This is a genomic window from Aquamicrobium segne, assembly GCF_042656785.1.
GTDB lineage: Bacteria > Pseudomonadota > Alphaproteobacteria > Rhizobiales > Rhizobiaceae > Mesorhizobium > Mesorhizobium segne.
In genome coordinates this window covers 52,674-77,082 of sequence record NZ_JBHSLL010000018.1, presented here as the reverse complement: position 1 = coordinate 77,082, position 24,409 = coordinate 52,674, and the positions used below count along the sequence as shown (strand labels likewise).

Below are 24,409 nucleotides of genomic sequence, written 5' to 3'. Positions count from 1 at the left end.
GTTACACTGCAACGGCTGTCAAATCCAGTCTGTACAGCGTATTTCACGACTGTGAACAGCGGATTTACACATCGCGTGATAAGTTCGCCACCGAATCAGCATATTGCTTTATCGGAAGCCCATCATGAACCGAACTGCCCTGTGGCTGAGTGCCGCCCTTGCCATGCTGCCTTTTGCGCCTCACGCAGCCAGCGCAGAACCGCGTCACGCCATCTCCATGCAGGGCGAACCGTCCCTGCCAGCAGATTTCACCCATTTTACCTATGCCAATCCAGAGGCGCCCAAAGGTGGTGAAATCACCTATTGCGTGGTCGGCACTTTCGATAATCTCAATCCTTTTATCCTGAAAAGCCTGCGCACCACCGCGCGCGGCGTTATCGACACGATTTTCGGCAATCTCGTTTTTGAGCCGCTGATGGAGCGTAATATGGATGAGGCCTTCAGCCTTTACGGGCTGCTGGCGCAAAGCGTGGAGATGGATGAAGAGCGCAAATGGATCGAGTTTCATCTCAACCCGGACGCCAGATGGTCTGACGGTGAACCGGTCACGCCTGAAGATGTGCTGTTTACCTATGAGGTGTTCACCCAAAAAGGACGCCCGCCCTATTCCGACCGCATGAAGCGGGTGGAAAGACTGGAAAAGACCGGGCCGCACAGTGTGCGCTTTACCTTCAATGAACATGCCGACCGGGAATTTCCGCTGATCATCGCCATCACACCGATTGTGCCGAAGCATTTTTTTAACATCGACAATTTTGATCGCGGCACACTCAAACCCGTCACCGGCTCCGGCCCTTATGTGATTGAAGAGGTGACACCGGGCCAGCGCATCGTCTTTCAAAAAAACCCTGATTATTGGGGCAAAAATATTCCGACCAAGCGCGGCTTTAACAATTTCGACAAGATCACCATCGAATATTTCCTCAACGCCACCGCTCAGTTTGAAGCCTTTAAAAAAGGCATTTGCAGCGCCTATGCCGGGCCGCTTTATACGGGCATGGGGCCGTTGCAGGTGGAGCGCGAGTTTAATTTTGCCGCTGCACAAGACGGGCGTGTTCTCATCAAAGCCTATGATCTGGGCATTCCGCCCGTCGTTACCGGCTTTTTATTCAACACACGGCTTTACAAATTCGCCGACCCGACCGTGCGGCAGGCCCTTGGCCAGCTTTACGATTTTGAATGGGCCAACAAGAACATGTTTGGTGGCAATCTCGCCCGCACCATGAGCTTCTGGCAAGGTTCTGAGCTTTCAGCACTCGGCCATCCAGCCAGCGACAGGGAAAAAGCACTGCTTGCCCCCTATCCCGGCCGGGTGCCGCAAGATGTGATGGATGGAAGCTGGCGTCCACCACAAAATGATGGATCAGGACAGGACCGTGCTGCCCTTAAAAGCGCGCTTGATCTGCTCAAAAGCGTTGGCTTCAAGATTGAAAATGGCGTGATGCTGGATGCAGACGGACAGGCTTTTACCTTTGAGATCCTGACCGCCTCGCAAGATGAAGAGCGGCTGGCGGCCCTTTATCAGCGCACTTTGGCCAAGCTTGGTATTGCAGTCACCATCCGCGCCCTTGATGGCGACCAGATCCAATCGCGCAAGCAGCGTTTTGATTTCGAGATGCTGATCGGCTCTAGCGGCTTCAACAATTCACTGTCGCCGGGCATTGAGCAGATCGGGCGCTGGGGTTCACAAGCAGCCAGCCGTGAAGGCTCCTTCAATCTGGCTGGCGTTGCCGATCCGGCTGTTGATGCCGCTATTGAAGCCATGCTCAATGCTCGAGAAAAGGAAGATTTCGTGGCGGCTGTGCGGGTGCTCGACCGCTTGCTGATTTCAGGCAATTACATGATCCCGATGCAGCATAATCCGCAGCAGCTTATTGCCTATTGGAACCGGTTTGAGCACCCCGACAAGGACCCGCTTTTCGGCTTCCAGCTTGCAACATGGTGGATGAAGCCAAACTGAAAACTGAAAGCCGAGAAATTTCAAGCACTTGCCAGCTTGGCCAGTTGCATCATCACCACCGCAGAACCGGCCAGGCGCTTGTCAGGCGTCGGCCAGTCGCGGATGAAGACAATGCTTTGATCCGGGCGGATTTTGGCCAGAATGCCCTGTTCACCAATGAATTTGACCAGCCCGGCAGGGTTGGCAAATGTCTTGTTGCGGAACTGGATAACCACGCCTTTTGGCCCGGCATCGAGTTTTTCGACATTTGCGGTGCGGCACAGCGCCTTGATGAAGACGATCTTCAACAGATGTGTCACCTCATCGGGCAGCGGGCCGAAGCGGTCGATCAGTTCCACCCCGAAGGCATCGATTTCCTCCGGTGTTTCCAGATCGCCAAGCCGCCGGTAAAGCGCCAGCCGCAATTGCAGATCAGGCACATAGGTTTCAGGGATCATCACCGCCGTGCCAATGGAAATCTGTGGCGACCAGCCACTATCTGCAACAGAGCCCGAATCCTTGACCTCGGCGACCGCTTCTTCCAGCATCTGCTGGTAAAGCTCAAAACCCACCTCCTTGATATGGCCCGATTGCTCCTGCCCCAGCAGATTGCCCGCACCGCGAATATCCAGATCATGGCTGGCAAGCTGGAAGCCAGCGCCTAAGGAATCGAGCGATTGTAGAACTTTCAGACGGCGCTCGGCCGTATCGGTCAACTTCTTGCGGGCTGGCAGGGTAAACAGCGCATAGGCGCGCAATTTGGAGCGCCCGACCCGACCACGCAACTGGTAAAGCTGAGCCAGGCCAAACATGTCGGCACGGTGCACGATCATGGTGTTGGCGGTTGGAATATCCAGGCCGGATTCGACGATTGTGGTGGACAGCAGCACATCATACTGGCCTTCATAAAAAGCGTTCATGATGTCATCGAGCCGTCCGGGCGGCATCTGACCATGCGCAACCGTAACCTTCAGTTCAGGCACTTCATTTTTAAGAAATTCCTCGATCTCGGCCAGATCGCTGATACGCGGCACGACATAAAAACTCTGGCCGCCACGATAACGCTCACGCAGCAAGGTCTCGCGGATCACCAGCGGATCGAAAGGCGACATGAAGGTGCGCACCGCCATGCGGTCCACCGGCGGGGTGGCGATCAGCGACAATTCACGCACCCCTGTCAGCGCCAGTTGCAATGTGCGCGGAATGGGCGTGGCCGAAAGGGTGAGCACATGCACATCACTTTTCAGGTCTTTCAGACGCTCCTTGTGCTTGACGCCGAAATGCTGCTCTTCATCGATGATCAGCAGGCCCAGATTCTTAAATTTTATGGCTGAACCAAGCAGCGCATGGGTGCCGACCACAATATCGACCGTGCCGTCTTCCAGTCCCTTTTTGGTTTCAGCCAGTTCTTTTGCGCCAACCAGACGTGACGCCTGCCGCACCTTGACCGGAAGACCGGCAAAACGCTGCGAAAATGTCCGGTAATGCTGGCGTGACAGCAAGGTCGTGGGCACGACGATCGCCACCTGAAAACCTTCCATGGCGGCAATGAAGGCAGCACGCAGCGCCACTTCGGTTTTGCCAAAGCCGACATCGCCACACACCAGACGATCCATGGGCCGGCCCGCCGACAGATCATCCATGATCGAATCGATAGCTGTTTGCTGGTCGTCAGTTTCCTCATAAGGAAAACGGGCGCAAAACTCGCCATAAAGCCCTTCTGCCGGGATCATGGCGGGGGCTGTGCGCATCTGGCGCTCGGCTGCAATACGGATCAGATCGCCTGCCATATCCAGCAGGCGTTTCTTCAGCCTGGCCTTGCGCGCCTGCCAGGCGCCGCCGCCCAGCCTGTCAAGTGTGGCTTCTGCCGAATCCGAACCATAGCGCGATAAAAGTTCGATATTTTCAACCGGCAGAAACAGGCGGTCATCGCCCGCATAGTGGATTTCAAGGCAATCATGGGGTGCGCCAGCCGCCTGAATGGTTTGCAGGCCGATAAAGCGGCCAATGCCATGGTCGGCATGAACGACAATATCGCCAGCAGACAGTGAGCCTGCTTCAGAGATGAAATCAGCGGCACGTTTGCGCTTTTTTGAGCGACGCACCAGCCGGTCACCCAAAATATCCTGCTCGGCGACAACAACCATGTCATCGGTTTCAAAACCGGTTTCCAGTTGCAAGACGGCCAGTGCCGCCTGCCCTTTTTCCAGTTTTTCAGCCGCGCCAAGCGTTGCAACCTGCTTCAAATTGCCCAGATGATGCTCGGCCAGAATTTGCGCCAGCCGGTCCAGCGAGCCTTCCGTCCAGCCAGCAATGACAATACGGCGGCCAGCGGCGCGCTGGTCGGAAATATGTTTGACCGCCTCGCTAAACACATTGGCATTGGGGTCGGCGCGTTCCTCGGCAAAGCTGCGCCCGGCGCGTGCGCCCGCATGAAAGACCTTGCGTTCCCCCACATCGGGTGCAGCAAAGGGCGTCAATTCGATTGCAACACGCTTGGTTGTGGCAAGTTTTACGTCATCGGGCGACAGATACAGGAATTGCGGCGCAACCGGCTGATAGGGCACCGCATCTTTCAGTGCCCCCTCACTTTGCTGCTTGCGCGCCTCATAATGGTCGAGGATCTGCGCGTGGCGCTCAACAAGCGCCTCATTCGCCAGATGATCAAACACCACCGGCACATCCGGCAGATAATCGAAAATCGTTTCCAGCCGCTCATAAAAGAAGGGCAGCCAGTGTTCCATACCGGCAAAGCGGCGACCTTCGCTGACGGCGGCATAAAGCGCATCATCACGCGAAGGGACACCAAAAGCCTCGATATAGGAACGGCGAAAGCGGCTGATGCTGTCAGCATTCAGCGCCACCTCGCTCATGGCCTGCATGGTCAGTTCCGTACGCTGGCCAATGGTGCGCTGGCTGGCCACATCAAAGCTGCGAATTGATTCCAGCGTATCGCCAAAGAAATCAAGACGCAGCGCCTCTTGCGTGCCCGGGGCATAAAGGTCGAGAATCCCGCCGCGCACGGCAAATTCACCCACTTCACGCACCGTGGGCACACGCTCGAAACCGGAATTTTCCAGCCGCCTGACCAGCAGATCCATATCGACCTGATTGCCGGGTCGGGCCCGAAAAGTCTGCGCCTCGATGAGTTGGGCCGGCGGCATTCTTTGCAGCAGGGCGTTGGCAGTGGTGAGCACCACCGCGCGGTGCGGCTTTTCCCGCAAGGCGGCAATCGCCGCCAGCGCATCAAGGCGACGCGCAGCCGCATCAGAGCCGGGCGATACACGGTCATAGGGAAGGCAATCCCAGGCCGGAAGCTCCAGAACCGGCAAGCCGGGATCGACAAAACTGAGCGCCTCGACAATGGCCGGAAGCCGCTGCCCGTCACGGGCAACAAAAAGCAGCGGGCCATCTGCCGCAACCTCGCGTGCAGCCTGCGACAGAGCAAAGGCCTCATAGCCATCGGCAACGCCATCAAGAATGAAAGAGCCAATGCTGGTTTTTGGCAGGCCGACTTTGGGAATGAGGCTCATGAAACAGGCTTTTTTAAACTAAAACAAGATCAGGCGAGGTTTTGGGCAGATCACACAGGCCGCAATATGGCGCTGGTTTTCCATTCAAGAACACGGTGCAGGATCGGCAGGTCAAGAGTTCCAGGAATCGGGTTCTGGCCGGTGATCCATGGCAAAAGCTCGGTGTCATTGATGTCGAGCAGGCGTTCATACTGGTCAAGCTCGTCAGTACTCAACCCCGCAAGCTCGGCATTGGCAAAATTGCCCAAAATAAGATCCATCTCGCGCATTCCACGATGCCAGGAGCGAAACAGCAGCTTGCGGCGGCGCATATCCAGCCCTTCGCTTGTTCTTGATGTTCCGCTCATGATGGCTCCTTATGCACGATGGCGCGCATATAGCGTGGATAGGGGCCAATGTCAGCCTTGCAACACACCCTGCAAACTCTAATCTACCCCCATGCGCCCATCTTTGCTTGATCCCTTGTTTACGCCCATTACTTCGCTGGCCGGTGTCGGCCCCAAGGTTGGCGCCCTGATGGAGCGCATCCTGCCGCTCGATCGGGGGGCACACGGTGCGCGCACTGCCGATCTTTTGTTTCTTTTGCCCAGTTCGGTGATCGACCGGCGCAGCCGACCCGGCATTGCCAATGCTGCCCCCGGTGAAATTGTCACGCTCGATCTCATCATCGACCACCATCAGCCGCCACCGCGTGGCAATCGCTCGGTGCCTTATCGCATCCTTGCCCATGACGACACTGACGAGATTACACTGACCTTTTTCCATGCTCATGCCAGCTATCTGGAAAAGCAACTGCCGGAAGGCGCGCAAGTGATTGTTTCGGGGAAGATGGAATGGTTCAATGGCTGCCCCTCCATGGTTCATCCCGACCATATCGCTTTGGCGCAAGATGCGGCCAGTCTGCCGCTGGTCGAGCCGGTCTATCCGCTGACTGCCGGACTTTCAGGAAAGGTTTTACGCCGCGCCATTACGCAGGCGCTGGCGCGAGTGCCAAAAATGCCGGAATGGCAGGATACACCCTTCCTGCGCCGCCAGTCTTTTCCTTCCTTTGATGCCGCACTTGCGCGTATTCATAATCCTGAAACACCGATTGATGCAGCCCCCGATAATGTGGCATGGCGCAGACTTGCCTATGATGAATTTCTGGCCGGGCAGGTTTCACTGGCACTGGTGCGCGCCCGTGTGCGCCGCCTGTCCGGCCAGCCGCTGACCGGAGACGGGCAGCTTGTTGACGCCTTGCGCGCCAGCCTGCCCTATGCGCTGACTGGCGCACAGGACAGGGCGCTTGCCGAAATCCATGCCGATCTGGCCAGACCTGAGCGCATGCTGCGCCTGCTGCAAGGCGATGTCGGCTCAGGAAAAACCGTTGTGGCGCTGCTGGCCATGGCACGTGCGGTGGAGGCTGGCGGACAGGCCGCCTTGATGGCGCCGACCGAAATTCTGGCCCGCCAGCATTTTTCCACTATCGCACCATTGGCAGAACGTGCAGGGCTTAAAATTGCAGTACTGACGGGGCGCGAAAAAGGCCGTGAGCGCAAGCAGGTTCTGGAAGGTCTGGACGATGGCTCGATCCATATCGTCATCGGCACCCATGCATTGTTTCAGGAAAGCGTGGTTTTTCATCGGCTGGTATTGGCTGTGGTCGATGAACAGCATCGGTTTGGCGTGCATCAGCGGCTGGCCATGACCGCCAAGGGCGATGCGCCCGACATGCTGGTGATGACTGCAACGCCCATTCCGCGCACGCTGGTTTTGACCGCATTTGGCGATATGGATGTTTCGCGGCTCACCGAAAAGCCAGCCGGTCGCCAGCCGATCCGCACAGTCACGCTGCCGCTGGAGCGCTTGTCTGAACTGGTCGGGCGCATTCGCGATGCGGTGGCGCAGGGGCAGAAAATCTACTGGATCTGCCCGCTTGTCGAGGAATCGGAAGAGGTGAAGCTAATGGCCGCCGAAGACCGCTTTGCCTCTCTTCAGCCCGTCTTTGGCGACCAGATCGGCCTTGTTCATGGCCGCATGAAGGGGTCAGAAAAAGACGAGGCCATGCGCGCCTTCAAGGAAGGGAAAACCCGGGTTTTAATCGCCACTACAGTCATTGAGGTGGGTGTGGATGTGCCTGACGCCACCATCATCGTCATCGAACATGCCGAGCGTTTCGGCCTTGCCCAGCTTCATCAATTGCGCGGACGGGTCGGGCGCGGCTCCAAACCCTCCTCCTGCGTCCTGCTTTACAAGGAGCCATTGGGCGAGACGGCCAAACGCAGACTTGCGGTGATGCGTGAAACCGAAGACGGTTTTGTCATTGCCGAAGAGGATCTGAAATTGCGCGGCGAAGGCGAATTGCTGGGCACGCGCCAATCCGGCACGCCGGGTTTTCAGATCGCCCGCATCGATACCCATGCCGATTTGCTTGAAACCGCACGTGACGATGCCAGGCTGATATTGGCGACCGACCCGGACTTGCAAACGCCGCGCGGCAAGGCGCTGCGGCTTTTGCTTTATCTGTTTGGCAAGGATGACGCGGTGCGCCTGCTGCGTGCCGGTTGATATTTTTCTTGTGCGTCCTGGATCCTTAACCTTGACGGCTATTCCACCGTTACTGATTTGGCCAGATTGCGCGGCTGGTCAACATCCGTGCCCATGAAAACAGCCGTATAATAGGCCAGAAGCTGGATCGGCAGTGCATAGACAATGGGCGAGATGATCTCCGGCACATCCGGCAAGACAATGGTGTCCATTGTCTCCACCGTGGCATTGGCCGCCCCCTTCTCATCGGTAATCAGGATGATCTTGCCCCCACGGGCTGCAACTTCCTGCATATTGGAGACGGTTTTTTCAAAAATCCGGTCGTAAGGCGCAATCACCACCACCGGCATTTTTTCATCGATCAGCGCAATCGGCCCATGTTTCAATTCGCCCGCCGCATAGCCTTCGGCGTGAATATAGGAAATTTCCTTGAGCTTGAGCGCCCCTTCCATGGCCAGCGGGAAATTGGTGTCACGGCCCAGATAAAGCACATTTTTGTAATAGGAAAGTTCACGCGCCAGCTTCTCGATCTGGCGCTCTATCCTTTGCAAGGTCTGGTTGGCAAAGCGCGGCGTTTCAGACAATTGGCGCACCAGCGCCTTTTCTTCTTCCGGCGAAACTTTTCCACGCTCGACAGCCGCCCGCACAGCAAGCGAAGCCAGAACCGAAAGCTGGCAGGTAAAAGCCTTGGTGGAAGCAACGCCAATCTCAGGGCCAGCCAAAGTCGGCAGCACCACATCCGATTCACGCGCAATGGTTGATTCACGCACATTGACCACCGCGCCAATGGTCATGCCAGCCTCGCGGCAATAGCGCAAAGAGGCCAGCGTATCAGCCGTTTCGCCCGATTGGGAAATGAACAGGGCCACATCGCGCGCTGAAAGCGGCATTTCACGATAGCGAAATTCCGACGCAATATCGATGTCCACCGGCAGGCGCGCATAACGCTCAAACCAGTATTTGCCGATCAGTCCGGCAAGATAGGCCGTCCCACAGGCGGAAATCGCCAGCCGGTCGATGGCGTTAAAATCAAAGGGCAGATCCAGCTTGCGGGTCACGCCATTGGCAAAATCCAGATAATGGGCCAGCGTATGCGAAATCACCTCCGGCTGTTCATGAATTTCCTTTTCCATGAAGTGTCGGCGATTGCCCTTGTCAACCAGATAGGCCGCACCTTGCGATTGCTGGCGACGGCGCTCAACCGCATTGCCATCGGCATCAAAGATTGCGGCGCTGTCGCGGCGCACAACCACCCAGTCACCATCTTCCAGATAGGTGATTGAATTGGTGAAAGGCGCCAGCGCAATGGCGTCAGAGCCAAGAAACATTTCGCCCTCGCCATGGCCAATCGCTAGGGGCGGGCCATTGCGGGCCCCAATCACCAGATTGTCATCGCCTCTGAACATGATGGCCAGCGCAAAAGCCCCCTGAAGGCGCTTCAGTGTCCTGTGGGCGGCCTCAACCGGGGCTGAACCCCGTTTCAATTCCCGCTCGATCAGATGGGCAATGACTTCGGTGTCGGTCTGGGAGATGAAAAGATAGCCATCGGCAATCAGTTCATCACGCAATTCGGCAAAATTTTCGATAATGCCATTGTGAACAACGGCCACATCGCCTGAAAAATGCGGGTGGGCATTGGTTTCATTGGGCACACCATGGGTTGCCCAGCGTGTATGACCAATGCCGATTGCACCCGGCAACGGCTCATCCTTCAGGCGGTTTTCCAGATTGACCAGCTTGCCTTGCGCGCGCCTGCGGCCCAGTTCGCCCGCATGAATGGTGGCAACACCTGCCGAATCATAGCCGCGATATTCAAGACGCTTGAGCGCATCAACAATAAGGGGCGCAACCTGCGTCTTGCCCACGACTGCCACTATACCGCACATATCTGTTTGACCCTCAATCCTGAATAAACCCGCCACTGTCCAGACAGGACCCGGCCAATGAAAAAATCAAATTTCGTTCTGGCGTCTGTTTTTCTGACCACCGATTACTTCTTTGCCGCATCCGCACGTCTGGCGCGCAAAGCACGGGCTTTTTCCGGAAAAGTTTTCTGACGCGCCCGCCCAAAAGCCAGCGCATCATCGGGCACATTTTCCGTAATGATCGAGCCTGATGCAACATAAGCACCATTGCCGATAGAAACAGGGGCAACCAGCGAAGAATTCGAGCCGATGAAAGCGCCCTTGCCAATCTCGGTGATGAATTTGGAATAGCCATCATAGTTGCAGGTGATGGTGCCTGCCCCAATATTGGCGCCGGCCCCGATATGCGCGTCGCCAATATAGGTCAGATGGTTGACCTTGGCGCCCTCCTCCACAACGGCCTTCTTGACCTCACAGAAATTGCCGACCCTGGCACGTTCTTTCAAGTCTGTTCCGGGGCGCAGCCGTGCAAAAGGCCCAACCTGCGCACCAGCGGCCAGTCTTGCCCCTTCCAGATGGCTGAAGGCGCGAATAATGGCCCCGGATGCCACCTGCACATTCGGCCCGAACCAGACATTGGGTTCAATCAGCACATCGGCCCCGATCAGGGTATCATGCGCAAAAAACACGGTTTCGGGCGCAATCAGCGTCACGCCAGCCATCATGACCTCATGGCGGCGGCGCTTTTGCCAGATATTTTCCGCCTGCGCCAGTTCAGCACGGTTGTTGATGCCCAGCGCATTTTCAAAACTGGCCTCGATGGCGACAACATCAAGCCCTGTCTTGCCAGCAATCTCGACAATATCGGTCAGATAATATTCGCCCTTGGCATTGGCATTGCCCACAGCGCCTAAAAGATCCAGCGCATAGCGGCCTGAAATTGCCATCAACCCGCTATTGCAGAAGGTGATGCGGCGCTCCTCCTCGCTGGCGTCCTTCTCCTCACGAATGGCGGTCAAGCGGCCATTTTCTTCAATCAAACGCCCATAACCGGAAGGAGTATCGGTGTAAAAACCAAGCACGACCACTGCCGCCCCTTGCGCCAGACGCTGGCGCGCCCTGACAAGGGCGTCGGCATCGATCAGGGGCGTGTCGCCAAACATCACCAGCACATCATCATGGCCACGCTCTAGTGCAGCGCGCGCGGCAAGAACGGCATGGGCCGTACCTAGGCGCTCCTTTTGCTCAAAAATCTCTGCTTCCGGCGCAAAATCTTCCGCAGCAAGGCGCAGCTTTTCAGCGCCATGGCCAACAACCAGCGCCAGATCACCCGCGCCAGCCCCTTGTGCAGCCTTTGCCACATGCGCAACCAGGGGCAGCCCGGCAATTTTATGAAGCACCTTTGGCAGCGCGCTTTTCATGCGCGTACCCTCGCCCGCGGCAAGAATGATCGAAAGACAGGTTCGCTGGCTCATCAGGTAAAAACCACGTTCTTGTTGTAACGGATGGAGCTATTTAGCATTGCCTTGCTGATGAACCAATGCGGTTAAATTCCGGTGAGGATATAAAAACTATCCCAATCGGCCCAGAACGGGGAAGGTTTCCAAAAGCCAGAATGCCACGGTCTGCACGCCGCCGGTCAGGAAAAAGACGCCCGCAATCACAAGAAGGCCACCAATCACCTTCTCAACCCGGCCCAGATGCACCCGAAACCGGCCCAAAAATCGCATGAAGGCGCCTGAAAACAGGGCGGCAATCAAAAAAGGGATGCCAAGCCCGAGTGAATAGGCTGCCAGAAGCAAGGCCCCTTCGCCAATCGTTTCACGCCCACCGGCAAGGGTCAAAATAGGCCCCAGAACCGGCCCGATGCACGGTGTCCAGCCAAAGGCGAAAGCCAGCCCCATCACATAGGCGGCGATAGCGCTTGCCGGTTTGCCCTCCCCCTGGAACCTGGCCTCACGTGACAAAAGCGGGATACGGATCAGCCCAAGGAAATTCAGGCCCATAATGATGATCAGGATGCCTGCGCCAAAAGCCAGTTGCTCCTGCCACACCCGCAACAGACGGCCAATCGTCGAGGCCCCGGCCCCCAGCGCGATGAAAACGGTAGAAAAGCCAAGCACAAAGGCAAGCGAAGCAATGATGAGGGGGGTACGCGCACCGGCCTTTGCAGCCACGGTCGCATCCCCACGAAAATCATCGACCGAAACCCCTGCCATATAGCACAGATAGGGCGGCACCAGCGGCAGAACGCAAGGCGACAGAAACGACAAGGCTCCGGCCACGACTGCACTTGCATACCCTATGTCGAGTTCCATCACTGCTTTCCTGCGATTTTGGCCGGACGAATAGCCGGAACAAAGCAGTTTATATACAGCTTGATAAGCCGGGTGCGACCCAATCTCGCATCCGGCCCACCCTGCCCACAGAAAAGCAATCTGCTTTTTGCCCTACGCAGTATCGATACGCTGGGTCTGATCTACATTGATAGGCCGTTCGCCCCGGATAATGTCACCCGCCTCCAGATAAGCCATTTCGATGAGATAGGTCAGCATGTCACAGCGCTCGGCTTCTGCCATGGTGCGCAGCTGACCCAGCATCGCTTGCAGATAATCAAGTGTTTCAGTTCGGCGTCTGCTATATATATAGCTCATTACAAGTCATGCTCCCCCGGCGAGGCAAACTGCACTCGCCAGTTCTGAACAACCAGCCCGCCCTCAGGCTGTTACTTCATTTACCGACTATGCCACACATATACTAAAGCGAGCAATTAAAATTCATAGCCCCCTTGTGGTTGCAGTCGGTTTCAACCAGCTTTAAGGGCCTGCCTCTTGACCGAACGCGAAAGCACGGCCATTTGACGGGGGAAGAGTTTTTTATTGCAGGTTGGGCGGCTACTTTACGCTTGCAACCCAGAATGTACGGTAAATATGGACGTAGTTGTCGTTGAATCGCCGGCCAAAGCGAAAACAATCAATGAATATCTGGGACGTAACTATAAGGTTCTGGCTTCCTTTGGTCACGTCCGCGATCTTCCGGCCAAGGATGGCTCAGTGCGCCCCGACGAGGATTTTTCCATGTCGTGGACGGTCGACAGCGCATCTTCCAAACGTCTTTCTGACATTGCCAAGGCGCTCAAGGAGGCCGACCGACTGATTCTCGCCACTGACCCCGACCGCGAGGGAGAGGCGATTTCCTGGCATGTGCTGGAGGTTTTGCGCGCCAAAAAACTGCTCAAGGACAAGCCTGTCAGCCGGGTGGTGTTTAATGCCATCACCAAGAAATCGGTGCTCGATGCAATGGCCGAGCCTCGTGAAATCGATGTGCCGCTGGTCGATGCCTATCTGGCGCGCCGCGCTCTCGACTATCTTGTCGGCTTTACGCTATCACCGGTTCTGTGGCGCAAGCTGCCCGGTGCGCGCTCTGCCGGCCGGGTGCAATCGGTTGCGCTGCGTCTGGTTTGCGACCGCGAAGCCGAAATCGAGCGTTTTGTGCGCGAGGAATACTGGAACATTGCCGCCATTCTCGACACACCGCGCAAGGAAAGCTTTGAGGCTAGGCTGACTGCCTATGAAGGCAAAAGGCTGCAAAAGCTCGACATCAAGAACAAGGAACAGGCCGACAGCATCAAGAAAATGCTGGAAGGCGCCAGTTTTCATGCGCTTTCTGTCGAAGCCAAACCGACAAAACGCAACCCTGCCCCCCCCTTTACCACCTCGACCTTGCAGCAGGCGGCCTCGTCACGGCTTGGTTTTTCGGCCAGCCGCACCATGCAGGTGGCGCAGCGCCTTTATGAAGGCATGAATGTTGGCGGCGAAACAGCCGGCCTCATCACCTATATGCGCACCGATGGCGTACAGATGGCGCCAGAAGCCATTTCAGCAGCGCGCGCGGCCATTGGCAAGGAATTTGGTGACAAATACCTGCCTGAAAAGCCGCGTTTTTACACAACCAAAGCCAAGAATGCGCAAGAGGCGCACGAGGCCATTCGGCCCACCGATTTTTTCCGCACCCCGGCCTCGGTGCGGCAATATCTGGATGCCGATCAGGCGCGCCTTTATGAGCTGATCTGGAAACGCGCCATTTCCAGCCAGATGAATCCGGCTGAAATCGAGCGCACCACGGTGGAGATCGAAGCCAGAAATGGCACACAAAATGCCAATTTGCGCGCCGTCGGTTCCGTCATTCGCTTTGATGGTTTCATTGCCGCCTATATGGATCATCAAGAAGAAAGCGCAGGCGACGAAGATAACCGTCGCCTGCCGGAAATCCTCTCCGGTGAAGAACTGGCGCGCCAGACAATCAACGCCACCCAGCACACAACCGAGCCACCCCCGCGCTATTCGGAAGCAGCGCTGATCAAGAAAATGGAAGAACTGGGCATTGGTCGCCCTTCCACCTATGCGGCAACGCTGAAAACGCTGGAAGATCGCGACTATGTCACCATCGACAAGCGCCGCCTGACTCCGCAATCCAAGGGCCGCATCGTCATTGCCTTTCTGGAAAGCTTTTTTGACAAATATGTCGAATATGACTTTACCGCCTCGCTGGAAGGAAAGCTTGACGAGATTTCCGACGGCAAGCTCAACTGGAAAGACGTGCTGCGCGATTTCTGGACCGATTTTTCGGCTTCGGTCGATGACATCAAGGAATTGCGGGTTTCAGACGTTATTGATGCGCTCAATGACGATCTGGCACCCCTATTGTTTCCCGAGCGCGAAGATGGCTCTGACCCACGCATCTGCCCGCGCTGCGGCACCGGCAACCTGTCCCTGAAACTTGGCCGCTATGGCGCTTTTGTCGGCTGCTCGAACTATCCCGAATGTGGCTTTACCCGCCAGTTCGGTGAAGGTGGCGAGGGCGACGCAGACGCTGGCAGCACAGATAATGGCAACAAGGTGTTGGGCCACGACCCCGACAGCGAGGAAGAAATTACCCTGCGCACCGGTCGTTTCGGGCCCTATGTCCAGCGCGGCGAGGGCAAGGAAGCAAAACGTTCCAGCCTGCCCAGGGGCTGGACCCCCGGCTCGATTGATCTGGAAAAGGCGCTGGCGCTGTTGTCGCTTCCCCGCGATGTCGGCAGCCATCCCGAATCAGGCAAGATGATTACGGCAGGCCTTGGCCGCTATGGCCCCTTTGTGTTGCATGAGGGAACCTATGCCAATGTCGAATCCATCGAGGATGTGTTCACCATCGGGCTTAATCGGGCCGTCACGGTTCTGGCTGAAAAGCAGGCCAAGGGTCGCGGTGGGCGTGGCGCCACAGTTGCAGCACTGAAAGAGCTTGGCGACCACCCCGATGGCGGTGGCAAAATCATCGTTCGCGACGGCCGCTATGGCCCTTACGTCAATTTCGGCAAGATCAATGCAACCTTGCCCAAGGGCAAAGACCCTCAATCGGTAACTTTAGATGAGGCACTTGTTCTGATTGTGGAAAAGGAAGCCAAGGGCGGCGCCAAAAAGACGACACGCAAGGCCCCTGCCAAAAAGACAGCCACGGCAAAGAAAACACCCAAGAAAACGGCAGTGAAGAAAACTGCCGCAAAGAAGGAATAGGCTTTTGGCGCGCAGGATCTCCGGACGCAGCCACGGCGATCCGCGCACGGGCGATACACGGCGTGGAACGCAGGATCAATATCGCCCCTCACGCGATGAGGTCCTGCGCTATATCACCGAAAATCCCGATCATTCGGGCAAGCGTGAAATTGCCAAGGCCTTTGGCTTGCGTGGCCAGGACCGGATTTGGCTCAAAGACCTGCTGCGTGTCCTTCAGGATGAGGGTCTTTTGGAGAAAAAGCGCAAGCGGCTTTTACGCCCCGGAAATTTGCCGACCATTACAGTTCTCGACATATTCACCCGCGACGATGATGGCGGCTTGCTGGCGCGCCCGGCCGAGCAGGACGACGACGCCCCTGCCCCTGTTGTTTTCATCCGCCCTGCCCGCAATGGCCCGGCCCCCGGCATCGGCGACAGGGTTCTGGCCAAGACTTTTGCCACCGGCAAGGATGAGGGGCCAGCCTATACGGCGCGGGTCATCAAGATATTTGAAAAGCGTACACAGGCAGCGCTTGGCATTTTCCGCACACTTGACGATGGCAGTTTCCGCATCGAACCGGTGGAGCGGCGACAACCCGAACTGATCGTCGACAAGGAATTTCGCAACGGCGCACAAAATGGCGATCTGGTCGAGGTCGAGCCTTCACGCACTCCGCGCTATGGCCTGCCCAAAGCCAGGGTGATTTCCGTTCTTGGCTCACCGCTCAATGAGAAGGCGATCTCGATGATCGCCATCCACGCCCATGATATTCCCTATATTTTCCCGCAGCAGGTGCTGACAGACACACAAGCCCTCAAGCCTGTAGAGGCGGGCAAGCGCGAGGATTGGCGCAATATCCTGCTGGTCACCATCGACCCCGCAGACGCCAAAGACCATGATGATGCGGTGTTTGCCGAACCAGACCCGGATGAGAAAAACCCCGGCGGTGTCATCGTAAGTGTCGCCATTGCCGATGTTGCAGCCTATGTGGGGCCGGGCTCGGCTCTGGATCGCGAGGCATTAAAGCGCGGCAATTCGGTCTATTTCCCCGACCGGGTGGTGCCGATGCTGCCAGAGCGCATTTCCAATGATCTGTGCTCGCTGCGTGAGGGTGAGGACCGGCCGGCAATAGCGGTTCGCATGACGTTTACGGCACAGGGGCGCAAATTGCGCCATTCCTTTCACCGGGTGATGATGAAGTCAGCAGCCAGACTTTCCTACGATCAGGCGCAGGCTGCCATTGACGGTTTTCCAGATGACAAGACCGCACCCTTGCTTGAAACGGTTTTGAAACCGCTATGGCAGGCCTATGGCGCGCTCAAGCGCGGACGCGACCAGCGCGAACCGCTGGAACTCGACCTGCCCGAGCGCAAGATCCTGCTAAAAAAAGATGGCATGGTCGATCGCGTGATTGTGCCGGATCGTCTCGATGCGCACAGGCTGATCGAAGAATTCATGATTCAGGCCAATGTGGCCGCTGCCGAGACGCTGGAGGGCAAGAAGCAACCGCTTATTTATCGGACGCATGATGGCCCAACCCTTGCCAAGCAAGAGATATTGCGTGAATTTTTGCAAAGCATCGGGCTTTCACTGGCGCGTGGCGCACAGATGCGCCCCTCCCAGTTCAACGGCATATTGGCGCGTGTGCGCGGCACCGACGAGGATGCGCTGGTCAATGAAGTGGTTTTGCGCACCCAAAGCCAGGCCCAATATACCCCCGACAATATTGGCCATTTTGGCCTCAACCTGAAACGCTATGCGCATTTCACCTCGCCGATCCGCCGCTATGCCGATCTGATCATCCATCGGGCGCTGATTGCAGCGCTCGGCCTTGGGCAAGGTGGCCTGACCGGTGATGAAGAAGCACAGCTTGCCGAAACCGCACTATTAATTTCCGAAGCAGAGCGGCGCGCCATGGCGGCAGAGCGCGAAACGGTTGACCGGCTCATTGCCATACATCTGGCTGATCGTGTGAATGAAGATTTTCAGGCGCGGATTTCAGGCGTCACCAAGGCTGGACTTTTTGTCCAGTTGCCACAATTTGGCGCCGATGGTTTTATTCCGGTATCGTCCCTGGGAGGGGACTATTATCTGTTTGATGAAACGGCGCGCTCGCTGTTTGGAGAACGAAGTGGAAAAGGCTATCAGCTTGCAGACCATGTCGAGGTCCGCCTGCTTGAGGTAGCCCCCATGGCCGGAGCGATGCGCTTTGAAATGTTGAGCGAGCCAAAGCCGCTTCCCGGCTCCACCCGTTCATACCATAAAGGCCGCAGCCGCGCCGCAAAGAATCGACCGCATCCGCGCGGCAGGAGACGATGACATGAGCACTGAACAGCAGGTTTTTGGTGGCGCTGCGCAAAAAACCTCAAGGCCGGAAAGACCTGTGGGTGAAGCCATGAAGCGCGGACTTCTGGGCCGCTGCCCCAATTGCAATGAAGGCAAGCTTTTTCGCGCCTTCGTCAAATCCGTCGACAAATGTTCGGTATGCGATGAAGAGATCAATCATCACCGCGCCGACGATCTGCCTGCCTATCTTGATATTGTCGTGGTCGGCCATATCGTCGTTGCCGGTTTCATGATGATCGAAATGAATTATTTCTGGCCGATGTGGCTGCATATCACCGTCTGGATACCGCTGACCCTTATTCTTGCCCTGGTCCTGCTTCAGCCGATCAAGGGAGCCGTCATTGGCCTGCAATGGGCGCTCTACATGCACGGTTTCGGCGACAAGGCGGATGAACCGGAGGCTTTTTTAGAGCCATAGGCCCGCCCGGCCATGTTTAAGGCAGGTGCAGATCAGGCACACAGCGCCCCGGTGACACCAACAGCGCCATCTTTACAGCCATGTGATGCTGCGACCCTCATTCTGGTGGATCGGCAGGGCAAGGATTTCAAGGTTTTAATGGGGCGGCGCCATTCAGGCCATGTGTTCATGCCCGGAAAATTTGTTTTCCCTGGCGGTCGCACCGATCCCGGTGACGGGCATGTGCCCGTCGCAAAAGGGCTGCATCCTTACGAAGAAGCCAAGCTGTCAGCGCATGTGACCCGCACCACGCCTGCCCGCGCCATTGCCCTTTCGGCCATTCGTGAAACTTATGAAGAAGCCGGTTTTTTGGTCGGTAACAAGGGGGCTTTCTCCTTCACCCGGCCAGACTGGCAAGGCTTTGCCGAACATGGCGTTATCCCATCACTGCATAATTTGCGCTTTGTGGCGCGCGCCATCACGCCACCGGGCTGGGCTCGCCGGTTCGATACAAGGTTTTTTGCCGGTTTTCGCGACAGCATAGCTGTCGAACTGCCACAAGGCGGCCCCAGCAATGAGCTGGAAGACCTGCTATGGCTAACATTTGATCAGGCATTACAGCTCGACCTTGCCATGATTACCCGCACCATTTTGAAAGATATTCAGATGCGGCTTGCCTGCGACCCTGATCTTGCACCCGGCGGGCCGGTGCCGTTCTATCAATCGCTTAACAATTGCACTATTCGCACTCTTTTATGATCGGGATGCATATAATCGGGATGCAGGGTGCTTTTATTGAAATTCTTGTCAGGAAATGTTTGTAAAGTGACCTTCATCTCCCGGGCCTCGGCATCATGAGCCAGCACGCTGAAATTCATGCCGCAGAAAAGATACAGATATTGTCAATGGCGGCAGCCATTGCAGCCATCAGCGTGGTCGGCATCGCCATCGGTCTTGGAATGCCGCTGCTGTCTGTCATTTTGGAAACGCGCGGTCATTCAGCCACAATGATCGGCCTGAATACGGCCACTGCAGGCCTTGCCTCCATTGCAGCCGCCCCGATGGCGACACCGCTTGCCGTGCGCTTTGGTGTGGTTCGCACCATGCTGGCCATGAACCTGATTGGCGCACTCGCCTTTGTCGGCTTTTATTTTGCACCGGCTTTCTGGATGTGGTTTCCACTGCGTGTTGCGCTGCATATTGCGCTGACCGTGCTGTTTATCCTGTCGGAATTCTGGATCAGCACATCGGCTCCGCCACAGCGGCGCGGGCTGGTTCTTGGCATCTACGCCACGGTTTTATCACTTGGCTTTGCCGCCGGTCCCTGGCTGTTTTCCAAATTTGGCAGCGCCGGATTTCTGCCCTTTGGTGCAACTGTCGCCCTGGTTGTGATTGCCGCCATTCCCATTATGGCAGCCCGTCAGGAAAGTCCGAAAATCCACATGAGCAGCACAAGCAAAAGCGGGTTCTTGCGTTATATCTGGCTGGTCCCGACTGCAACTGCCGCCGTTCTGGTCTTTGGCGCGGTCGAGACCGGTGGCTTTGCGCTGTTTCCGGTCTATGGCAACAGAATAGGCTATTCGGAAGCCGATGCCGCCCTTCTTCTGACCATGATCGGCCTTGGCAATGTCATGATGCAAATTCCCATCGGCATGATCAGCGACAGGGTTTCCGACCGTCGCTATCTGCTGTTGCTTTGCGCCAGTGTCGGGCTGATGGGAACCGCCTTCATGCCGCTGTTTGCCCAGAACTGGCATTTGATGGCCGCTCTGCTGTTTTTGTGGGGCGGCGTGGTGGCAGCCCTTTATACGGTAGGTCTTGCCCATCTTGGCTCCCAGCTTTCAGGCCATGAACTGGCATCGGCCAATGCCGCTTTTGTCTTGTGCTATGGCATTGGCATGGTGCTTGGCCCCCAGGCCATCGGCATTGGCATGGATCTGTTTGGCCCGCTCGGTTTTGGCTGGTCACTGGCCATGTTCTTTGGCGCCTATATGCTGCTGGCCATTGGCCGCTTGCTGTTCAAAGGGCGAAAGGGATGAAAACCTGGCTGTAAAGGGGTTGTGTTTTAGCGTCTTTGCTATATAGACCCCTCAATCTGCCGGTCCCGATTGGGGGCTGAACGGAGGGCCGTGGAATTTTTTTAAAAATTTCCGCGACAGGAAGCCTGAAGCGCTTTTGCCTCCCGTGTCTCCGCTCTCGACCGTCTCGTCTGTTGCGCCTTTCTTCTCCGCTTTCCTTAATCGGGCTTTTAGCGGATCAGGAGAAGTTGCAGAGGCTTTAGCCGTCGGGAACCGGTCAGAGAAACGAAGAAAGGCAAGACAATGGCTCTTTACGAACATGTGTTTCTTGCCCGGCAGGATCTGTCACAGCAGCAGGTCGATGAGCTCGTTGAACGTTTCAAGGGCATCATCACCGAAGGCAGTGGATCGGTTGGCCGGGTCGAGAACTGGGGACTGAAATCCCTGACCTACCGCATCAACAAGAATCGCAAGGCTTATTACACGCTCATGGACCTTGACTGCCCCCCGGCGGCGCTCAAGGAAATGGAACGTCAGATGGGCCTGTCGGAAGACATTCTGCGCTTCATGACCATCAAGGTCGAGAAGCATGAAGAAGGTGCTTCCGCCATGATGCAGAAGCGCGAAGAGCGCGCCGAGCGCGGCAATTTCGGTGACCGTCCCCGTTTCGGTGACCGCGATCGTGGCCCGCGTCGTCCGCGCGAAAGCGAAGGAGAATAAGCAATGGTCGACATCAACCAGATCCCGACCCGGCGCCCTTTCCATCGTCGCCGCAAGACCTGCCCGTTCTCCGGCGCCAATGCTCCGAAGATCGACTACAAGGATGTGCGTCTGCTGCAGCGCTATATTTCCGAGCGCGGCAAGATCGTTCCTTCGCGTATCACCGCCGTCAGCCAGAAGAAGCAGCGTGAGCTTGCCAAGGCAATCAAGCGCGCCCGTTTCCTCGGCCTGCTGCCTTATCTGGTGCGCTAAAGCATGATCCTGGAAAAGTTGTAGACTTTTCAGACAAGATCATGCGGCTCAAACAAGAGCTTGGAGCATGATCCTGGAAAAGTTGCAGGTTTTTCAGATAAGATCATGCGGCTAAGACAAGAATTCAGAGCGGGTGATTTTGTCATCCGCTCTGCCCAATCGTGACGGGCACGGTTGTGGTTTTTTAAAAAAAACCCGGGTTGGGTCCATTTTGGTCCCTAACTGCCCAGGACGGGCAGGACAGCAAACAAGGCACATAAAACGCCACCCGCTTTCCTGACTGTCCCTTTGCCACAATGGCTGACCTGCCACTCCAAGGTCATGAAAAAGGACAAGAACATGGAAGTCATTCTTCTCGAACGCATCGCACGCCTTGGCCAGATGGGCGACACTGTCCGCGTCAAGGATGGTTTTGCCCGCAATTTCCTGCTGCCCGCAGGCAAGGCCTTGCGCGCCAATGAAGCCAACAAGCTCAAATTTGAAAGCCAGCGCGCCCAGCTTGAGGCCCGCAATCTGGAGCGCAAGTCGGAAGCCCAAGCTGTTGCTGAAAAGCTTGACGGCACCACCTTCATCGTCGTGCGCTCGGCTGGTGAAACCGGCCAGCTTTATGGTTCGGTCTCGACCCGTGACATTGCCGACATCCTGACCGAAGAAGGTTTTAACCTTTCCCGCAATCAGGTTGAACTCAACCACCCGATCAAGACCATCGGCCTGACCAACATCGCCATTGCGCTCCACCCGGAAGTGGAAGTCACGATCACGCTCAATATTGCCCGTTCAACCGATGAAGCTGAACGTCAGCAACGCGGCGAGACGCTGACGACTGCCGAAGCCATTTATGGCGATGACATCAATGAAAACGCCCGCCCTGACAATTTCTTCGATCCGAATGAAGAGGGTGAGGAAGAGGCATAATTTTACCTCCTCTGCCCAAGCATTTTGTGAGTACAGATAGAATCATCTGACGTCGCAACAATGCGGCAAGAAAAAGAAGCTGGAGCAGCGGAAGCTGCGTTCGTCAGAACGCCCGCTGCTCAAGCATTTTGCACTTAGACGATCTATCTGCACTGACAAAACGCTCTCAAAAATCAGAACCCGGGCCAAGGCCCGGGTTTTTTATGTTAAAATGGAACTTTTCAAACCGTTCAGATTTCTGCAAGATTAGAGAATTTCCTGTTTATCGGGAAATAGCCAAAATGCTTTAAGCTCTTGTTTTAGCCGCATTTGTGCGACGCCGGATGATCCAGCTTTTGCGCACACAATGCTCCGGCCCTTATCCGGACCTGTGCAGGCACGAGGTTGATGATGAATATGTTACTGCAACATCTGATCGAAAAAATTATTCATACCGGCAATCTTACGGTGACAGGGCCGAAAGGCGCCACCCGCACTTTCGGCGACGGCAGCGGCGACAAAACCCATATTGTTATTCACACCAGCCGCGCGGAACGCGCCATTGCCCTGCACCCTTCACTGGCTATTCCCGAAGCCTTCATGGAACAGGAACTCGACTTTGTTGAAGGCGATGTGTTAAGTTTTCTGCATCTGGCCTATCAAAACATGGGCATTAGCTGGACCGATTCAAACTGGGGCAAGCTGCTCAACACCGCCCGCCTTGCCTTCAGACCCTTGCAGCAACTCAACACACATCGACGCTCAAAGAAGAACGTCGAGCATCACTATGACCTGTCTGGCGAATTGTACAAACTCTTCCTCGACGAGGACATGCAATATTCCTGCGCCTATTTCGAGCGCCCCGACATGGGGCTGGATGAAGCCCAGCTTGCCAAGAAGCGGCACATCGCGGCCAAGATGAATATCAGGCCCGGCCAGAATGTGCTCGATATTGGCTGTGGCTGGGGCGGCATGGCCCTTTATATTGCCCGGGCTTTTGAGGTTCACGTGCTGGGCGTGACCCTTTCCAGTGAACAGCATCAGCTTGCAAGCGAACGCGCCCAGGCAGAGGGGCTGGAACACAATGTCCACTTTGAAATCCGCGACTATCGCGACCTGTCAGAGCGCTTTGACCGCATTGTTTCGGTTGGCATGTTTGAGCATGTCGGCGTCACCCAATATCAGACTTTTTTCGACAAATGCGCCACGCTTTTGAAACCTGACGGGGTGATGCTGATGCACACAATTGGCCGCACAGCACCGCCCACCACCACCAATGCCTTCATCCGCAAGCATATTTTCCCCGGCGGTTATATTCCGGCCCTTTCAGAAATCATGCCCGCAATTGAAAAAGCCGGACTTGCCATCACCGATATCGAAATCCTGCGGCTGCATTACGCCGAAACGCTGAAACACTGGCGTGAACGCTTTCTGGCCAATCGCGACAAGGTCAAGGAAATCTATGATGAACGCTTCTGCCGCATGTGGGAATTTTACCTGTCAGGCTCGGAAGCCTCATTTCGCTGGCAGGATCTGGTGAATTTTCAAATACAGCTGACCCACAAGAACGACGCACTGCCAATCACCCGCGACTATATTTTTGAATGTGAGAAAAAACTGCAGGCCTCTGAAACTGCGCATGACCCAAAAAACCTGCAAGACCAGCCCGCGCCCATAAAAACATCCAAACCCCGACGCGGCAAAATTACCGGAAAATCATGACGCGCATTCTTGCAATCAGGCTTGCCAGCCCCGGACCATACGGGCTTTAAACCTCTCAGGGATCGGCAGGAAGCAAAAATGGTCTATCTGATTTACAGCGCAGCAGCCCTGGCTGAAATTGCCGGCTGCTTTGCCTTTTTTGCATGGTGGCGGCTTGGCAAATCAGCCCTGTGGCTGGTTCCGGGCCTGATGTCACTTATCCTGTTTGCCTGGCTGCTGGCGCAAGTGGACAGTGTTGCCGCAGGGCGCATCTATGCCGCCTATGGTGGCATTTATATTGTCGCCTCACTTGGCTGGCTGTGGTTTGCCGAAGGTCTGCGCCCCGATAAATGGGACCTTATGGGGGCTGCAATCTGTCTTGCCGGAGCATCCCTCATCCTGCTTGGGCCGCGTGGGGTTTAAAAAACTAAACCGATGCCTGAACCGGGACGATTTATTTTCTGAGTGAAGACAAACAATGTTCCTGATATGTTCAGCAAACATCATTGCGATTCGAGGCTGAATTTCAGGAGTCAATTCTGTTTGGCTAAAAAAGGCTCGCAACCATCATCCTCTTGTGGATGACATGAAGGGGCTGTGAATCATGGGTGCAGCGGGTACATTATAAGCGCAATACCTGCTCAAGATGCATGCGGTCTGCTAACCAAGGGTAGCGGAAATCC

Annotated in this window: 18 protein-coding genes; 12 read left to right on the top strand and 6 right to left on the bottom strand. The window is 56.1% G+C overall.

Translation table 11 applies throughout. The features are described 5' to 3' along the window. The first annotated feature begins 124 nt into the window (after positions 1 to 124). Positions 125 to 1,960 carry an extracellular solute-binding protein gene (locus ACFPLB_RS07200; RefSeq protein WP_378228689.1) on the top strand — a complete coding sequence of 612 codons (1,836 nt, stop codon included), beginning with the start codon at positions 125 to 127 and terminating at the stop codon, positions 1,958 to 1,960. Positions 1,961 to 1,980: 20 nt separating this feature from the next. Here ACFPLB_RS07200 and mfd read toward each other — a convergent pair whose 3' ends face one another. Together mfd and ACFPLB_RS07190 are read right to left on the bottom strand one after the other, a co-directional pair. Further along, positions 1,981 to 5,472 carry a transcription-repair coupling factor gene (mfd, locus tag ACFPLB_RS07195; protein WP_378228688.1) on the bottom strand — a complete coding sequence of 1,164 codons (3,492 nt, stop codon included), beginning with the start codon at positions 5,470 to 5,472 and terminating at the stop codon, positions 1,981 to 1,983. Positions 5,473 to 5,522: 50 nt separating this feature from the next. Further along, positions 5,523 to 5,819, bottom strand: a complete 297-nt coding sequence (locus tag ACFPLB_RS07190; protein ID WP_378228687.1) for an FAD assembly factor SdhE — start codon at positions 5,817 to 5,819, stop codon at positions 5,523 to 5,525. A gap of 91 nt (positions 5,820 to 5,910) precedes the next feature. Between ACFPLB_RS07190 and recG the strand changes: the two genes are divergently transcribed. Further along, positions 5,911 to 8,019 carry an ATP-dependent DNA helicase RecG gene (gene recG, locus ACFPLB_RS07185; RefSeq protein ID WP_378228686.1) on the top strand — a complete coding sequence of 703 codons (2,109 nt, stop codon included), beginning with the start codon at positions 5,911 to 5,913 and terminating at the stop codon, positions 8,017 to 8,019. Between the two features lie 38 nt (positions 8,020 to 8,057). On the opposite strand, the gene glmS is transcribed toward recG, so the two are convergent. The 4 genes from glmS to ACFPLB_RS07165 form a co-directional block, all read right to left on the bottom strand. Continuing rightward, positions 8,058 to 9,884, bottom strand: a complete 1,827-nt coding sequence (gene glmS / locus ACFPLB_RS07180) for a glutamine--fructose-6-phosphate transaminase (isomerizing) (protein ID WP_378228685.1) — start codon at positions 9,882 to 9,884, stop codon at positions 8,058 to 8,060. Between the two features lie 104 nt (positions 9,885 to 9,988). Beyond that, complete coding sequence (gene glmU, locus ACFPLB_RS07175) at positions 9,989 to 11,338, bottom strand: bifunctional UDP-N-acetylglucosamine diphosphorylase/glucosamine-1-phosphate N-acetyltransferase GlmU (protein ID WP_378228684.1); 1,350 nt, start codon at positions 11,336 to 11,338, stop codon at positions 9,989 to 9,991. 96 nt (positions 11,339 to 11,434) lie between these two features. Then, positions 11,435 to 12,181 (bottom strand): cytochrome c biogenesis CcdA family protein, encoded by a 747-nt coding sequence (locus ACFPLB_RS07170; RefSeq protein ID WP_378228683.1) that lies wholly within the window; start codon positions 12,179 to 12,181, stop codon positions 11,435 to 11,437. A gap of 132 nt (positions 12,182 to 12,313) precedes the next feature. After that, positions 12,314 to 12,517, bottom strand: a complete 204-nt coding sequence (locus ACFPLB_RS07165; protein ID WP_378228682.1) for a hypothetical protein — start codon at positions 12,515 to 12,517, stop codon at positions 12,314 to 12,316. A gap of 276 nt (positions 12,518 to 12,793) precedes the next feature. Between ACFPLB_RS07165 and topA the strand changes: the two genes are divergently transcribed. The 10 genes from topA to ACFPLB_RS07115 all read left to right on the top strand — a co-directional run bounded on the left by topA (position 12,794) and on the right by ACFPLB_RS07115 (position 24,149). Beyond that, complete coding sequence (gene topA / locus ACFPLB_RS07160) at positions 12,794 to 15,418, top strand: type I DNA topoisomerase (RefSeq protein ID WP_378228681.1); 2,625 nt, start codon at positions 12,794 to 12,796, stop codon at positions 15,416 to 15,418. A gap of 4 nt (positions 15,419 to 15,422) precedes the next feature. Further along, on the top strand, positions 15,423 to 17,717 hold the full coding sequence (gene rnr, locus ACFPLB_RS07155) for a ribonuclease R (RefSeq protein ID WP_378228680.1): 2,295 nt from the start codon (positions 15,423 to 15,425) through the stop codon (positions 17,715 to 17,717). Between the two features lies 1 nt (position 17,718). Next, the gene (locus ACFPLB_RS07150; protein WP_378228679.1) at positions 17,719 to 18,162 is read left to right on the top strand and encodes a DUF983 domain-containing protein; all 444 of its coding nucleotides are present in this window, start codon (positions 17,719 to 17,721) and stop codon (positions 18,160 to 18,162) included. Positions 18,163 to 18,174: 12 nt separating this feature from the next. Next, entirely contained in the window at positions 18,175 to 18,900 is a 726-nt protein-coding gene (locus tag ACFPLB_RS07145) for an NUDIX hydrolase (RefSeq protein ID WP_378228678.1), read from the top strand. A 95-nt stretch (positions 18,901 to 18,995) separates the two neighbouring features. Next, positions 18,996 to 20,180: an MFS transporter gene (locus ACFPLB_RS07140; protein ID WP_378228677.1), complete on the top strand. Its 1,185-nt coding sequence runs from the start codon at positions 18,996 to 18,998 to the stop codon at positions 20,178 to 20,180. Between the two features lie 282 nt (positions 20,181 to 20,462). Beyond that, positions 20,463 to 20,879 carry a 30S ribosomal protein S6 gene (gene rpsF / locus ACFPLB_RS07135; RefSeq protein ID WP_378228676.1) on the top strand — a complete coding sequence of 139 codons (417 nt, stop codon included), beginning with the start codon at positions 20,463 to 20,465 and terminating at the stop codon, positions 20,877 to 20,879. 3 nt (positions 20,880 to 20,882) lie between these two features. After that, entirely contained in the window at positions 20,883 to 21,131 is a 249-nt protein-coding gene (rpsR, locus tag ACFPLB_RS07130) for a 30S ribosomal protein S18 (RefSeq protein ID WP_035025637.1), read from the top strand. Positions 21,132 to 21,470: 339 nt separating this feature from the next. After that, positions 21,471 to 22,046 (top strand): 50S ribosomal protein L9, encoded by a 576-nt coding sequence (gene rplI, locus ACFPLB_RS07125; RefSeq protein ID WP_378228675.1) that lies wholly within the window; start codon positions 21,471 to 21,473, stop codon positions 22,044 to 22,046. A gap of 390 nt (positions 22,047 to 22,436) precedes the next feature. Next, positions 22,437 to 23,747 carry a class I SAM-dependent methyltransferase gene (locus tag ACFPLB_RS07120; RefSeq protein WP_378228766.1) on the top strand — a complete coding sequence of 437 codons (1,311 nt, stop codon included), beginning with the start codon at positions 22,437 to 22,439 and terminating at the stop codon, positions 23,745 to 23,747. Positions 23,748 to 23,825: 78 nt separating this feature from the next. Next, positions 23,826 to 24,149, top strand: a complete 324-nt coding sequence (locus ACFPLB_RS07115) for a YnfA family protein (RefSeq protein WP_378228674.1) — start codon at positions 23,826 to 23,828, stop codon at positions 24,147 to 24,149. Positions 24,150 to 24,409: the final 260 nt, after the last annotated feature.